Annotated in this window: 13 protein-coding genes; 2 read left to right on the top strand and 11 right to left on the bottom strand. The window is 28.9% G+C overall.

Features of this window, described 5'->3' with window-relative positions; translation table 11 throughout:
* Positions 1-46: 46 nt before the first annotated feature.
* The 5 genes from ftsY to Q1A46_RS06435 all read right to left on the bottom strand — a co-directional run bounded on the left by ftsY (position 47) and on the right by Q1A46_RS06435 (position 3,121).
* Positions 47-1,000 carry a signal recognition particle-docking protein FtsY gene (gene ftsY / locus Q1A46_RS06455; RefSeq protein ID WP_299675514.1) on the bottom strand — a complete coding sequence of 318 codons (954 nt, stop codon included), beginning with the start codon at positions 998-1,000 and terminating at the stop codon, positions 47-49.
* Between the two features lie 183 nt (positions 1,001-1,183).
* On the bottom strand, positions 1,184-1,336 hold the full coding sequence (locus tag Q1A46_RS06450; RefSeq protein WP_095073862.1) for a DUF4295 domain-containing protein: 153 nt from the start codon (positions 1,334-1,336) through the stop codon (positions 1,184-1,186).
* A gap of 7 nt (positions 1,337-1,343) precedes the next feature.
* The gene (gene rpmG, locus Q1A46_RS06445; protein WP_013070733.1) at positions 1,344-1,526 is read right to left on the bottom strand and encodes a 50S ribosomal protein L33; all 183 of its coding nucleotides are present in this window, start codon (positions 1,524-1,526) and stop codon (positions 1,344-1,346) included.
* Positions 1,527-1,552: 26 nt separating this feature from the next.
* On the bottom strand, positions 1,553-1,792 hold the full coding sequence (gene rpmB / locus Q1A46_RS06440; protein WP_075344434.1) for a 50S ribosomal protein L28: 240 nt from the start codon (positions 1,790-1,792) through the stop codon (positions 1,553-1,555).
* A gap of 87 nt (positions 1,793-1,879) precedes the next feature.
* A complete protein-coding gene (locus tag Q1A46_RS06435) occupies positions 1,880-3,121 on the bottom strand; it encodes a competence/damage-inducible protein A (protein ID WP_299675507.1) in 1,242 nt (413 codons plus the stop codon).
* A gap of 218 nt (positions 3,122-3,339) precedes the next feature.
* Here Q1A46_RS06435 and Q1A46_RS06430 point away from each other — a divergent pair, with 218 nt between their 5' ends.
* Both Q1A46_RS06430 and Q1A46_RS06425 read left to right on the top strand, forming a co-directional pair.
* Positions 3,340-4,125 carry an SDR family oxidoreductase gene (locus Q1A46_RS06430; RefSeq protein ID WP_299675504.1) on the top strand — a complete coding sequence of 262 codons (786 nt, stop codon included), beginning with the start codon at positions 3,340-3,342 and terminating at the stop codon, positions 4,123-4,125.
* A complete protein-coding gene (locus Q1A46_RS06425; protein WP_299675502.1) occupies positions 4,125-5,099 on the top strand; it encodes an NAD-dependent epimerase/dehydratase family protein in 975 nt (324 codons plus the stop codon). Before Q1A46_RS06430 ends, Q1A46_RS06425 begins: the two co-directional genes overlap by 1 nt.
* Before the next feature lie 66 nt (positions 5,100-5,165).
* Here Q1A46_RS06425 and Q1A46_RS06420 read toward each other — a convergent pair whose 3' ends face one another.
* The 6 genes from Q1A46_RS06420 to Q1A46_RS06395 form a co-directional block, all read right to left on the bottom strand.
* Positions 5,166-12,581, bottom strand: a complete 7,416-nt coding sequence (locus Q1A46_RS06420) for a T9SS type A sorting domain-containing protein (RefSeq protein ID WP_299675499.1) — start codon at positions 12,579-12,581, stop codon at positions 5,166-5,168.
* A 173-nt stretch (positions 12,582-12,754) separates the two neighbouring features.
* Positions 12,755-13,081: a hypothetical protein gene (locus Q1A46_RS06415; RefSeq protein ID WP_299675495.1), complete on the bottom strand. Its 327-nt coding sequence runs from the start codon at positions 13,079-13,081 to the stop codon at positions 12,755-12,757.
* Positions 13,078-13,686 (bottom strand): fumarylacetoacetate hydrolase family protein, encoded by a 609-nt coding sequence (locus Q1A46_RS06410; protein WP_299675492.1) that lies wholly within the window; start codon positions 13,684-13,686, stop codon positions 13,078-13,080. Before Q1A46_RS06410 ends, Q1A46_RS06415 begins: the two co-directional genes overlap by 4 nt.
* A 30-nt stretch (positions 13,687-13,716) precedes the next feature.
* The gene (purU, locus tag Q1A46_RS06405; RefSeq protein WP_299675490.1) at positions 13,717-14,586 is read right to left on the bottom strand and encodes a formyltetrahydrofolate deformylase; all 870 of its coding nucleotides are present in this window, start codon (positions 14,584-14,586) and stop codon (positions 13,717-13,719) included.
* 32 nt (positions 14,587-14,618) lie between these two features.
* Complete coding sequence (locus Q1A46_RS06400) at positions 14,619-15,275, bottom strand: hypothetical protein (protein ID WP_299675487.1); 657 nt, start codon at positions 15,273-15,275, stop codon at positions 14,619-14,621.
* Between the two features lie 114 nt (positions 15,276-15,389).
* Positions 15,390-16,229 carry a 1,4-dihydroxy-2-naphthoyl-CoA synthase gene (locus tag Q1A46_RS06395; RefSeq protein ID WP_095073879.1) on the bottom strand — a complete coding sequence of 280 codons (840 nt, stop codon included), beginning with the start codon at positions 16,227-16,229 and terminating at the stop codon, positions 15,390-15,392.
* Positions 16,230-16,289 lie beyond the last annotated feature (60 nt).

Below are 16,289 nucleotides of genomic sequence, written 5' to 3'. Positions count from 1 at the left end.
AAGCTACTTTTTAAAAAGTAGCTTTTTTAGTTTTTATGTATATCGATTATTTGAAGAAACTATCTACAAATTCATATTTATTAAAAACTTGTAAATCGTCTATTCCTTCTCCTACTCCAATATATTTTACAGGAATTTGAAATTGATCTGAGATTCCAATTACAACTCCACCTTTTGCTGTTCCATCTAATTTAGTAACTGCCAAAGAAGTTACTTCTGTTGCTTTTGTAAACTGTTTTGCTTGTTCAAATGCATTTTGCCCTGTTGAACCATCTAAAACTAACAATACATCGTGTGGAGCATCTCCTACTACTTTTTGCATTACGCGTTTAATCTTCGTCAGCTCATTCATTAAGTTTACTTTATTATGTAAACGTCCAGCTGTATCAATAATAACAACATCTGCATCTTGATTTACTCCTGATTGTAAAGTATCAAAAGCTACAGAAGCTGGATCCGACCCCATTTCTTGACGAATAATAGGAACATCAACTCTGTCAGCCCAAACTTGAAGTTGGTCTATTGCTGCTGCTCTAAACGTATCTGCCGCACCTAAAACAACTTTTAAGCCTTTCTTTTTAAACTGAGAAGCTAACTTACCAATAGTTGTAGTTTTACCTACACCATTTACTCCAACAACCATTAAAACATATGGTTTTTTATTCTCTGGAATAGTAAAATCAGTTTCATCTCCAATATTCGTTTCAGAAAGCAATCCTGCTATTTCTTCACGTAATATTTTATTTAATTCTTCGGTTCCTAAATATTTATCTTTAGCTACACGTTCCTCAATTCTTTCAATAATCTTTAAAGTAGTATTAACACCTACGTCAGAAGAGACTAAAATCTCCTCAAGATTATCCAACACATCATCGTCTACCTTAGATTTTCCAGCAACCGCTTTAGACAATTTAGAGAAAAAACTTTCTTTAGATTTTTCTAATCCTTTGTCTAAAGTTTCTTTTTTCTCCTTCGAGAATATTTTTTTAAAAAAACTCATAGTTAACAGTTATAATCGTAATAGTTTGGTGTAAAAAATCCTACCAGTATTAAAATACAGCCAAAATGTCATTTTATTTTGCTTTATACCAATACAATTTCTTCAAAAATACATCTTTTTAGCATATACAAAAAAAGCTACTTTCGTAATGAAAGCAGCTTTTTTGTAAACTGTATACAAGAATTACTTTTTTGCTAAAAAGTCGTTAACTTGTGTAGGGTCCATAATAGCTTCAACAAAAGAATAAGCACCAGATTTAGGTGACTTTACCATTTTGATAGCCTTAGTTAATCTCTTAGAACCTGTTTGTAACGTTGCTACTGATTTCTTTGCCATGACCTACTTATTTTATTTCTTTGTGAACTGTCATCTTCTTTAAGATTGGATTAAATTTCTTTAATTCCATTCTATCAGGAGTATTCTTTTTATTCTTAGTTGTGATGTAACGAGAAGTTCCTGGTTGACCAGAAGCTTTATGCTCAGTACATTCTAATATAACTTGAACTCTGTTTCCTTTTTTTGCCATCTCTCTAATACTTTATCTAGAAGTAATTACTTAGTTAAGAAACCTTTTTCTCTAGCTTCCTTAATTACAGCTGTAATTCCTTTTTTGTTAATGTTTTTTAATGCAGAAGCAGATACTTTTAATGTTACCCATTTATCCTCTTCTGGAATATAGAAACGCTTAGTCATTAAATTAGCGTTGAATTTTCTCTTTGTTCTGTTTAAAGCGTGAGATACATTGTTACCTACCATCGCTTTTTTTCCTGTTAATTCACAAACTCTAGACATCTTCTTGACAGTTTTTGTTGTTATTTCTAAACGAGGTGCAAATATACGTATTTTAAACTCAATAAAACAAACTATATAACATTAATTTTACATATTCTTTTTCAATAAGAGCTCTAAAGCCTTATTTACTGTTTTATTTATTACTTTTTCTCTTGGTTGCCCAAAATTAAATTCGTGAACTTCAACTTGTTGTTTTGAAGCTATACCTATATATACAACGCCTACATCTTTGTCGTTATGATCCGTTGTTGGGCCTGCATTACCTGTAATTGAAATTGCGTAATCTGTATCTAACTTTTCTAAAGCTGATTTTGCCATTGCTTCTGCAACTTCTTTACTCACGACAGAAAATTCATCAATCATAGATTTTGGAACATCTAATAGTCTTTGTTTTAATTCAGAAGAATACACCACGAAACTACCTTTAAAATATGCTGAAGAACCAGGTACTGAAATTAAAGACGAGGCTATCTTACCTCCTGTCATACTTTCTGCTGTTCCAATTGTTTTATTTTTTTCCTTTAAAGAATTTCCTACTAATTTTTCAATTGTTAATCCTTCATCTAGCCCAACAACAATATCTGAAATTAAAACCGATAGCTTTTTTACTTCTTCATTTAAAGTTTTAGTTACAAAATCAATATCATTTCCTTTAGCACTTAATCGTAACCTTACTTTTCCGAAAGATGGCAGATATGCTAACTTTATATGATTGGGTAAATTATTCTCGAAATCTTCAATTTTTTCAGCAATTACACTTTCTCCTTGTCCATAGGTTTGAATTGTCTTGTGTAATATATGTGGTAATTCAAACTTTTCTTGAATTCGAGGTAAAACTTCATGAGTCATTAATCCTTTCATTTCATAAGGTACTCCTGGTAACGAAACAAATACAGTTTCACTTTCATAAAACCACATTCCTGGAGCTGTTCCGTATCTATTTGGGAGCAACGTCGCTTTTGATGGTAAATGTGCTTGGTACTTTTGCACTTCATTAAAAGGATGATTCACCTTTTTAAATAATCTCTTGATGTTTTCTATAACTTCAGGATATTCTACTATTTCATGATCATTAAAGTATTCAGCTATTGTTTTTTTAGTAATATCATCTTTGGTTGGACCTAATCCTCCTGTTATGATGACGATATCTACTCTATCTTGAGCTTCTTTTAATGCATTCAATATATGTTCTTTTTCATCTTGAATTGATGAAATTTGATATACCGATACTCCAATCTTATTTAACTCCTTACCTATCCACTGTGAGTTTGTATCTACTATCTGTCCTATTAAGATTTCATCTCCAATTGTGATGATTTCTGCTTTCATATGTCTTATTCTATTTTTGATTTTCAGCAAATTGTATCCTAATTATTTATTAAACTTAGTTGTTTTCTTGTTTCGAAAACATTTCAAGAATACATTTGCAATCAACCAAAGACAAAAATACTCACATATTTTCTAAACGTTTTGTAAAAAATGATTAAAAATCATAAGTAGTAATGTAACTGAATGTGATGTGAATAGTCTTTTCTGAAAAACCAATAATGAAAAACAACTTTGCTTTAATTACGGGAGCTAGTCAGGGACTAGGTTTGGCATTAGCTGAAGAACTAGCTAAACAAAAATTCAATCTGCTTTTAGCTGCGCTTCCTAATGAAAATTTAAGTGACACTTCTAAAAGAATAGCTAACGATTTTAATGTTACTGTTGATTATTTTGAAGCAGACATGACAGAAAAAAGCAATGTTATAGCGCTTGGTGAATGGGCTAATAATTATAAAGTATCTATCCTTATTAATAACGCCGGAAGTGGTGGTTCGAAACGTATTACTGAAGTTTCTTTAGAATATATTGAAAAAATTATTCAACTGAATGTAACATCAACTTCAATGTTGACAAAACTTTTACTTCCTAATTTAATCGAAAGTAAAGAAGGATATATTATGAATATTTCTAGTATGGCAGCTTTTAGTCCGATGGGATATAAAACGGTGTACCCTGCATCTAAAAAATTTATCGATCATTTTTCTATGGGACTTAGAGAAGAATTAAAAGACAAAAATGTTTCGGTTACTGTTGTGTATCCTGGACCGATGAAAACAAATGATGAAGTTACTTCTCGAATTGAGAGTCAAAGTAAATTTGTAAATCTTGGTGTAGTTGAACTTGACGAAATTGCAAGAATGAGTATTTCTAGAATGTTTAAAGGTAAAAGACGTGTTGTTCCTGGTCGATTAAACAGAATTAGTAAATTTATTTTAAGCGTTTTACCATCTAACACTAAAATAAAGATGTTAAGTAATGCCATGAGAAAAGAAATTCAAGCCTAATGAAAGTTTTAGTTACTGGTGCTAATGGTTTATTAGCTACAAATATTATCGCAGTTTTACTGGAAAAAAAATATCATGTTATTGGTTTATTACGAAATGAGAAAAGTTTTGCTTTACCTGCTCATGAAAACTTAAAACTTCATATTGGCGATATTACCAAAAGCGAATCTTTTGAATCTCTTTTACCTGAAATTGATTGTATTATTCATGCAGCTGCTCTTACTGGACAAGACATTATAGATTATAACGTATACAAAAACGTAAATGCGACAGCTACAGAGACATTATATAAAAAAGCGTTACAGCATAATATTAAAACCTTTATATATATAAGTACAGCCAATTGTTTTGGTTTTGGAAGTTTGAATGATTTGGGTAATGAAAAGAAATCTATTCGCTTTCCTTTTTCTAAATCATTATATGCAAAAAGTAAACTAGAAGGACAAGAAAGGATTCTTCAACTTGCAAAAGATAATTCTGAAACAAAACTTGTAACGTTAAATCCAACTTTTATGATTGGATCTTATGACACAAAACCTAGTTCTGGACGATTAGTTTTAAGTGCACACAATAAAAAAATTATTTTTTACCCTCCTGGAGGAAAAAGTTTTATTAATGTAACCGACGCCGCTAATGCCGTTGTTAAAGCTATAGATTTAGGTAAACATTGTGAGAATTATATTTTATGTGGAGAAAACTTAAGTTACAAGGAATTTTATAAAAAGGTTACACTCCAACTCGAACAAAAATCATCTTATGTAAAGATTCCTAAGTTTTTATTATATGGTATTGGTTACTTCGGAAATTTATTACGTTTTTTTAAAGTTAAGACAGATATTTCCTTAACTAACGTTCAAACACTTTGTGTGAATAATTATTATTCGAATCAAAAAGCTAAAGAAGAATTAAAACTTGAACAAAACCCAATTGAAAACGGAATTTCAGAAGCCATCGAATGGTTTAAATTACTTTAAATAACAACAAAAAAAAGACTAAGAATATAAACTCTTAGTCTTTTTTTTTATTACAGTAGCAGACAATTATTTTTTTACAAATCTTTTTACGCCTACTTTATTATTTTCTGTTACAATTTTTAGTATATAAATTCCTTTTGAAAGATTTGAAACATCAATAGATTTATTTTCTGTAATTAAAACTTCATTTCCTAAAAGAGTATATATTTTAAACTGAACCTTTTCTGTATTATTTTTTAAAGAAACAATTACTTTATTTTTTACTGGATTAGGATAAATTGAAATCTCATTACTGAATTCTTCATCAACTCCAGATGTAGCATCACAATTTTCACTATAAACTGCGGTATCATCTTTTACCCAGTTAGAGCGAGTTGAAACCGTAACGTCATCTACTTGAATACATAGTAAATTTGGATTTCCTTCTAAAGCCACATCTCCTGTTAATTTACTATTATTTCCATTTTTAAGATCTACAGTTGTTAACTCATTATTTCTTGCAATTACATAAACTAACTCTGGGTTATTAGAAAGATCTAAACTTGTTATTTTATTGTTCTGACACCTTAAACCAAAAATTAATGGATTATTAGAAAGGTCTAATTCAGAAATTGGATTCCCGCTACACCATAATTCAGTAAGTTTCGTATTCTTAGAAACATCTAAAACACTAATATTATTATCATAACAAAACACCCCTTTAGCTTCTGTAAAAGCTTCTAAACCTGTTAAATCTTCAATTGATCTTGATGGACAAAAGATAGCTGCTTTATATGCTATCGCTTCAGTATATTGAATTTCATTATCTCCATTTGTATTTATAAAATTATTATTCAATAAAAAGTTTTTAAAATTTTCATCTGGAATGTAAACTATATTTTCTGGATCTGCACTACAGTTTTCACTATAAAATGCTGTGCTATCTTTTAAAGAAGACCAAACATCATTAGAAAAATCTTTATCATCTACCTGAATACATCTTAGATTCGGATTATCTATAAAATCTACACCTGAAAAATTGTAGTTGTTACCATTTCGTAAATCTAAACTTGTAAGTTGATTATTGGCCGCATATAAACCTTCCAATTTTTTAAGCATTGAAACATTTATGCTTTCTACTTCATTGTTACTACAATCTAACAGACTCAGGTTAACGAATTCTTCAACTCCAGTTAAATCTTTTATACTTTTGTCACGACAATCGATTTCTCCACTGTAATTTATCGCTTCACTAATTTGAATTTCTTCATCTCCATTTGTATTAATATTTGGATCTGCTAACAAAACTGATTTAAAATTAGCATCTGGTATGTAAATTACTTCTTCTGGAGTTTCTCCACAGTCTTCACTATAACTTGCAGATTCATCTTTGTATGTCGCCCAAACATCATCTGAATACGCTTTATCATCAACTTCTATACACGTTAAATCTGGGTTTCTTGTAAAATCTATAGAAAAATCAAAGAAGTTTGTATTATTTCCATTTCTAACATTTAAACTTCTTAATCGATTATCATTACATCTAATACTATTTAACTCAGGACTATTAGATAAATCTAAACCTCTCAACTGATTGTTAGAACAATCAACATCTGTTAAATCGATATTTTTTGATAAATCTATTGTTTTAACCTCGTTTAATAAGAATGATAGACTTCTTAGCTTTGTATTATTAGTAACATTTAAACTTGTTAACTTATTAATTCCACAGTACAATCCTTCTAATTCTAAGTTTTTACTTACATCTAAAGTTGTCAACTCATTTCCTAAACACAATAATGTTCTTAACTCTAAATTATTAGAAACATCAAGACTTGTTAATTTACTACTACCACAAGACAACCAAGTTAAACGTGAGTTATTTGACACATCTAATATTGATATTTCATTATCTCCAACAGTTAATCTTTCTAGAAGTGTATTATTTCGAACATCGATATTACGTAATTCATTCTGGCTACAATCTAGAATTTCTAATTTTGTGTTTTTTGATAAATTGATAGTCTCAATATCATTAAACTTACAATCTAATTCTGTAATATTCTCAAAAGCTTCAATCCCTGTTAAATCGACAATTTCTTTAGAAGAACATTTTATAGTTCCATTATAACCTAATGCTTCGCTAACTTGAATTTCGTCATCTCCATTTGCATTAATATTTGAGTCTGCCAATAAAACTGATTTGAAATTTGTATCCGGTATGTAAACGATATCGCTTGATGATACACCACAGTCTTCACTATATGTTGCAGTTGCATCTTTAAACCAAAATTCTGCATTATCCGCACCTACTTTATCATCTACCTGAATACAAGTTAAATTAGGATTATCCGTAAAGTGATAGCCATCACTATTATAATCATTATTTCCATTTTTAATATTTAAACTTTCTAATTCGTTATTCGTACAGAAAATAGTATTTAGCTTTACATTTTTTGACAAATCTAAATGAGTCAGCCTATTAAAATCACAGAACAATCCTACTAAGTCTAAATTATTATCTAAAAATAAATATTCTATGCTATTAGATTCACAATACAAATATTGTAAACTTTTATGAGCAGAAACATTCAGAATTGTTAGATTATTACCTGACATATTAATACTCCATACGTTAACAAAAGCTTCTAATCCTGTAGCATCTGATACATCACTATTATTACAAGAAATTTCTCCAGTGAAAGCCAATGCCTCAGAAACTTGGATTTCATCATCATTATTGGTGTTTATAGCTGTATTTGCCAATAAACATTCTTTAAAATTAGTATCAGGTATATAAACAACATCCTCTGAAGAGATATTACAGTTTTCACTAAAACTTGCTCTACTATCAATATTTGTCCAATTTTCAGAACTATAGGTTACATCATCAACCTGTATACAAGTTAATTTATCATTATTAGTAGCATCAAAGAAACCTGTTATACTTGATGAAGTATCGATATTTGTATTATTACCATTCGCTAAATTTAAACTAGTAAGTGTAGTTTTATTATACGAACAATTAAGGTACTTCATATTAGGATTATTAGATAAATCTAAAGATTCTAATCTATTGAAAAAACAATAAAGAGCATACAACGGTTCGTTAGTAGATAAATCTAAACTAGTTAACTTATTTTTATAACATGTAATATGTTCTAAAGCACTTGCATTATTAGTATTCAAATTCGTTAATGAATTATCTGAACAATCTATTGTTTTTATTGAACTATTAGATACATTTAAATCTGTTAATTTATTTTCACTACAATTTAAAAATCTTAAAATTGTATTTTTAGAAACATCCAAATTGGTTAATTCATTATCAGAAACATCTAAACCATCTAAGTTTACATTATTTGATATATCTAAATCAGTTATTTGATTATTTCTACACCATAAAGTTTTTAAAGCAACAAAAGCTTCTACTCCTGTTAAATCATTAATATTTAAAGAAGAACAATCGATTCTTCCATCAAATATTTTTGCTTCACTTACCTGAATTTCATCATCCCCATTTGTATTAATAGCTGTATTTCCTAATAAATACGTTTTGAAATTTGCATCTGGTATGTAAACAACATCTTCAGATGATGTTCCGCAATTTTCATTAAATGTAGCCGAAGAATCTTTACGCCATATTACATCATTAGTAACCACTGTTACATCATCTACTTGTATACAAGTTAATTCTGAATTTGACTCAGCTCTAAACTTTTCAAAATTTACATTATTGCCATTTTTAACATTTAGAGTGACTAAATTATTACTTCTACAATCTAAATTAATTAGTTTAGAGTTTTTAGAGAGATCTAAACTAGACAATTCGTTTTCATCACATCCTAAACTTACTAATGATAAATTGTTAGAAACATCTAAAAGTTGTAATTTATTCTTCTTCAAATTTAACTTAACTAACGAAGTATTAGCTGAAACATTTATGCTTGTTAAGTTATTTGATCCACTATACAATTCTTCTAATAATGAGTTATTAGACAAAGAAATCTGTTCTAATTTATTTGAAAAGCAATTCAAAAATTTAAGCTGATTATTTCGAGACACATCTAAACTCTCTAGCTTATTATAACTACATGTTAAATTTTCTAGAGAAGCATTATAAGAAATATCTAAACTAGATAACTCATTTGAACTACAATCAACTGATACTAAAGAATTGTTAGTTGATGCACCAGATGCAGTTCGTTTATACAAGTATAAACCTATTAATATATTAGAACTACAATTTAAATTTTCTAAAACATGATTTTCAGTTATATCAAGTGTTAAAATATCATTTGAGCTACAGTTTAAATTAATAAGTTTAGTATTCTGAGTAACATTTAATTCTGTTAAATCATTTCTACTACAGTTTAAGTTTGTTATTTCTGTAAAATACTCTATTCCCTGTAAATTTGTGATTCTAGAATCTGACACATCTATTGTTCCTGAATATACTTTTGCTTCAGCAACTTGAATTTCTCCATCTCCATTTGTATTTATAGCTGTATTACTAACTAAAAAATCTTTAAAGTTAGCATCTGGTATAATTACAACAGCATCCGAAGAAATGTTACAATCTTCTCTATATTCTGCTGTTACATCTTTTAAAGTACTCCAAGTATTATCTGAATACGTTTTACTATCTACTTGGATACAGGTAAGATCCAAATTACCAGTAACGTTCATATTCGTAAAATTAGCATTATTCCCGTTTTTAAGGTTTAATGATTCTAACTTATTCGATCTTGAAAGTAATTCTACTAACGCTGTATTTTGTGATACATCTAAATCTGTCAATTCATTATTACTGCAATAAAGAATTCTTAAATTCAAATTGTTACTTACATCTAAAGTAGTTAGGTTATTTCCTTCACAACTAAATCCTAATAAAGAAGTATTATTAGTTAGATTTAATTCATCTATTTCATTAGATATACAACTAAAAATTGATAGTGATGTATTCGCAGAAGTATCTATAGTCTGCAAATTATTATTATTAGCAAATAATTCTTCTAATTTTAAATTTCCAGTTATATTGATTGAAGTCAACTCATTTTTTGAACAATCTAAACTAGTTAATTCAGTATTATTAGATATATCTAAAGTTTGTAAATTATTGTCATCTACAAGTAACCTTTCTAGCTTTAAGTTTTCTGAAAGATTTATATATATTAATTCATTCCCCGTACATTCTAAATTAATTAATTCTTTATTGTTTGAAATATCTAAACTAGTCAAATTATTATTTTTACATTTTAGACCTGTTATTTTTTCGAAAGCTTCTATTCCTGTTAAGTCAGATATTCCATTACTAAATGTATTTATTTCTCCAGCAAAAACTAAAGCTTCACTAACTTGTATTTCATGATCATTATTGGTGTTTATTTCATTATTTATCAATAGAATCCTTTTAAATTCATCATCTGGAATATTAACTACAAGTCTTGTATCTACACAATCAATACTAAAAACTGCTCCTCTATCTTTCTTCAATCGCCATTCGCTTACAGCATATTCTCTATTATCAACTTGAATACAAGCGTATGTTTCATTACCTGAAAAATCAACATCATTATCCTTTAATTTTTCGTTATTCCTATTTTTAATATTAATAAAATCTAGTTTATTGTTTGAACAATTTAAATATTCTAATTTCCTGTTTTCAGACAGATCTAAAGACGTTAATTCATTACCACTACAATTCAAGACTTTTAAGTTGATAAAATCTTCTATACCTGTAAGTTCCTGTATACCTAAGTCACTCACACCTAAACTTGATACTTGTTCCGCTTCTACTAATTGAATTTCAGAATCTCCGTTAAGATTAACGCTGTCATCTGTAACAAGTGCATTCTTAAAAATTGGATCAGGAATAGAAACTATTAAATCATTATAATCACATGTCGAATTAAAACTTGAAGTACTATCTTTAACCCAACCTAAACTTTCTACATAATCAGGACTATCCACTTGAATACAGGTTAAATTTGGATTACCAAAACTATTAAACCTAGCGTCAATTTGTCCGTTTTTTCCATTCTTCATATTTAGTCTTAATAGTTTATTATTTGCACAATAAACCGTAGTTAATGACGTATTTTTAGATAAATCTAAATTTTCTAATTCATTATTTCCACAAGACAAAACTTCTAGATATTCATTATGTTCAACATTTATTTTTTTGATTTTGTTTCCAATACAATAAAGTTCTTTTAAATATCTGAATGATTCTATACCGTCTAAATTTTCAATATTTTTATTATTTACATTAATTGAACCTTCATAGTACTTCGATTCTAAAATTTGAATTTCATCATCTCCATTTAAATTTATCTCTGGAATATTTAATAAAGCTGACTTAAAACTTACATCTGGTATATCTATAAAATCTCCCTTACCTATACATGACTCCTCATTTAAACTTGCATTTAAATTCACCAAACTACCTCTATGTATATCACTAAATTCCTGAACATTATCTACAGCCACACACGATAAAAGATCATTAGGTGCTATAGTTATTTTACCCCTCTCTATTTCAGAATTTGCACCATTTTTTAAGTTTAAAAATACTAACGCATTATTTTCACAATTTAATTCTTTCAATAATATGTTCTTTGATATATCTAAATACCCAATTGTGTTATTACTACAATTAAGCTTTTCCAGTAGTATATTATTATCGACATTTAGAATAGAGATAGAATTATTTGCGCAAGACAACGTCCTTATATTATAAAAATATTCAACGCCTGTTAAGTCACTTATACCTAAACCATCAAGTAGTAATTCTCCTGTATACGATTCTGCTTCATTTTTTTGAATTTCAGAATCACCATTAAGATTAATTAAATTATTTCCTACTAAGAAAGTTTTGAAAATAGGATCAGGAATATGCAAATTAGCATCACAATTGGCAGAAAATGTTCCCTTAAAACTAGAAGAAAACTGCCAATGACTATATCTTTCTTCTCTATCTTGTTGTATACACCCTATATCTGTAGTATAAAATGAGGCTCTTAAATTTGAGTTATTTCCATTTTTTAAATTCACCCAATCCATATCTTTATTGTTATCTAAAGCGAACTCTTCCAACAATAAGTTTTTGGATAAATCTAGATGTGAAAGGTAACCTCCACCACAGTACAATAATTTTAAATTAATGTTCTTACTAACATCTAAACTCTTTAGACGAGAATTGTGAGAACATTTTAAAACTTCTAATTTTTTTAAATTGAAAAGTACTTTATCGAGATATTCTATATCGTTAAAATCACAATTAAGTTTTGTTATATTTTCAAAAGCTTCTAAACCTGTTAGATCTGTAATCCTTTCGCGTCTTGAAATATCTATTTCACCTGTAAATAAATAGGCTTCACCATATTGTATTTCTCCATCTCCATTTACATCATGGTTATAGACTAAAAATTCTTTAAAAACAGGATCTGGAATATTAACGATTTGATCTGGATTTTGACAAAATACAGAAAAGTTCGCCATAAGGGCGAATAAAAAAACGTAGCAGTTTTTTAACATAGCATTTTTTTTTGATTAGCGAGACAAATCTAACATAAAATTGAAAAGAAACAACTAATCTTATTTAAAGTTTTTGTTAACAACAAAAAAACTATTTAATCTTAAAGTTTAGAATAAAAAAAATACTAATGTTTGAGTTAACTTTCACCTATCTCATTTATAGCTTCTTCCGCTTCTACATTTTTTCCTTTCAACCATTTTTTCTCTAAAACAAAATGCAATAAGATTGAAGTTAAAACCCCTACTAAAAAGGCAATAAATCGATGTGTTTCAATATCTATATTATTTGAAATCACGCTAAAAAAAGCATATAAAACAGCGTTAACAAGAACTACCCCTACAAAAGCTATAACACCAACTAAAGTATAAACCCATTTATTTTTTTCATACTTCTTAGCAAGCCTATAAAAAGCCCAACCTATAGTTATTAGAATTATGATTAATAAAATGGTTATTAAACTCATTTTACTTTAATTTGAAATGATTGTTTTCCATCTATAATACCCGTTAAAATATCGTTTTCTTCAACTTTTCCAACTCCTGCTGGAGTTCCGGTAAAAATTAGATCCCCTTTTTTCAATGTGAAATATTGAGAAACATATGCAATTAATTCATCGATCTTCCACAACATTGATGATGTATTTCCATCTTGAACAACTTCTTCATTCTTTTGTAATTGGAATGATAAATTTTCTAAATCGAAATCTTCTTTTGGAAAAAACTGTCCTACAATTGCACTTCCGTCAAATGCTTTTGCTTTTTCCCATGGCAATCCTTTTTCTTTACATACAGCCTGAACATCTCTGGCTGTAAAATCTATCCCTAAACCAACAGTATCATAATATTTATGAGCAAATTTTGATGAAATATGTTTTCCTACTTTATTAATTTTTACTAAAACCTCTACTTCGTAATGAATCTCATTAGAAAATGGAGGTATAAAAAAAGGGATGTTTTTAGGAAGTATTGCAGAATCTGGCTTTAAAAAAATCACTGGACTTTCAGGTTTTTCATTCGCTAATTCTTCTATATGCTTTGCATAATTTCTACCAATACAAATTATTTTCATGTGGTTTCTTTACTTAATTTTATATAAATATTATTCTCCAGATTCTGGAAAAACAATAGCTCTGTTATCTGAAACAATGATTTGATGTTGTAAATGACACTTTACAGCCTTTGCCAAAACTAAACGTTCAACATCTGCTCCAATTTGCTTTAGTGTTTTCGGAGTACTCTCATGAGTAATTCTTTCAACATCTTGTTCTATAATTGGCCCTTCATCTAAATCAACCGTTGCATAATGTGCAGTAGCACCAATTAATTTCACACCTCTTTCATATGCTCTTCTGTAAGGATTTGCTCCTTGGAAAGCTGGTAAAAAAGAATGATGAATATTAATAATTCGCTGTGGATATTGATTAATAAAGTCTTCAGAAAGAATTTGCATATAACGCGCCATAACAATTAAATCTACATTATGTTCAGATAATAATTGAGTTACTTGCGCTTCTTGTTCAGCCTTTGTTTCTTTTGTAATTGGCAAATGATAATAAGGCACACCGAACATATCAGCTATCGGTTTTAACTTATTATGATTACTAATAATTAAACTGATATTACAATCGATTGTTCCTTCTCTTTGTCTTTCTAACAAATCATATAAACAATGACTTGTATGAGAAACTAATATTGCGACATTTTGTTTTTCACTATCGTAATGAACCGACCATGTACAATCTAAAACTTTCGCTAGATTAGAAAATTTATTTTCTAGATCTTTTTTAGAAATCCCAGCATCTTCAGCATCTAAACGAATACGCATATAATAACGATCTGCAATTCCATTTACATACTGTTGACAACTTAAAATATTAAAACCTTCTTCATAGAAAAATGAAGTAAACTTTGCGACAAGTCCTTTTTGATCAGGACATTTAATTAGGAATGTTACTATTTGCGATTTCATCAGAAATAATTATTCCTCAAAATTATTAATTTCTATTTTCTTTTCTCTACTATTTTTAATTTCCTTTTCCAATATGCAATATAAAATGATCCGATTATTGTTGGAACAATCCAAAAAACAAAACTTCCTAATCCAATTCCTGCGACAATAAAAGCAGTTACAGAAGCAATAAATGCTCCAACCATTTTGCTTACATGATTAGACAACCATCCGTTATTTCTAATCTTTTCAAACTTTCTGAAGAATAAAAAGTCTCCGATAGATAACGACACTCCAAAGCCACCAAAAAACACAAATAATAGAAATCCGTTTCCAACAGTTAATAATCCATAAGTACCAAATAAAATCATACCAGTAGAAATAATTAACATGAAAGCGGACACTGTTTTATCTAAAGTGTTTGCTTTTTCTTTAGTCTTAGATTTGAAAGACAACATCAATTTACCAGAAACTACCAAATACACAGTAAACAAACCAATTAAAAAGAGAAAAGGATTTTCGTGATTAGGAAGGCATGCAATCACTAAAGAAATTAAACAACTTGTAATCATGCTAATTGAAAAAAGTTTTCCTAATTTCTTATGATTGGTATTTCCTTTTTTTACAAGAATACTACCTAAACCAGATATTAAACCCAAACCACCAAAAAAAGCGTGTATATAAATAAAAATCTTAATTGTTCCTTCCATTATTGTTTGATTAATTTTTATCAAACTTAACTGAAGAAAAAACAATTAAGATTTTTTTATTACCGAATTGATTAAAATAAAGGATGAATTGTTATTCTCCTAAAATTCTATCTACTATGGAATCCATTTTTTCTCAAAACTTGGCTTTCTTTTTTCTAAGAACGCATCTCTTCCTTCCTTAGCTTCATCTGTCATGTAAGCTAAACGAGTTGCTTCTCCAGCAAAAACTTGTTGCCCAACCATTCCATCATCTGTTAAATTCATAGCAAACTTTAACATTTTGATTGATGTTGGTGATTTTGCTAAAATTTCTTGAGCCCACTCATAAGCTGTTGATTCTAATTCATCGTGAGGAATCACTGCATTTACCATTCCCATTTCATAAGCTTCTTGAGCAGAATAATTTCTTCCTAAAAAGAAAATTTCTCTTGCTTTTTTCTGCCCTACCATTTTTGCTAAGTAAGCAGATCCGTAACCTCCATCAAAAGATGTTACATCAGCATCTGTTTGTTTAAAAATAGCATGCTCTTTACTTGCTAAAGTTAAATCACAAGTTACATGAAGACTATGTCCTCCACCAACTGCCCAACCAGGAACAACAGCAATTACCGCTTTTGGCATAAAACGAATTAATCTTTGAACTTCAAGAATATTTAAACGATGATAACCATCTTGTCCAACATAACCTTGATGACCTCTTGCCTTTTGATCTCCTCCTGAACAAAAGCTCCAAATTCCATCTTTAGTAGACGGACCTTCAGCAGATAATAAAACAACACCAATCGATGTATCTTCGTGAGCATCTCTAAAAGCATCTAATAATTCAGCTGTAGTATGTGGTCTGAAAGCATTTCTAACATTTGGTCTGTTAAAAGCAATTCTAGCCACACCGTTATGTTTCTTATACGTGATATCTGTATATTCTTTTGCAGTTTTCCAGTCGATGTGCATCATAATTTGAAAAAAAATTCGTTATTTAGGAAAGCAAAAATACTATAATTATAGTTTAGTAGT

This window comes from uncultured Tenacibaculum sp. (assembly GCF_947502995.1).
Classification (GTDB): Bacteria; Bacteroidota; Bacteroidia; order Flavobacteriales; family Flavobacteriaceae; genus Polaribacter.
This window is presented reverse-complemented; position numbering and strand designations above follow the sequence as displayed.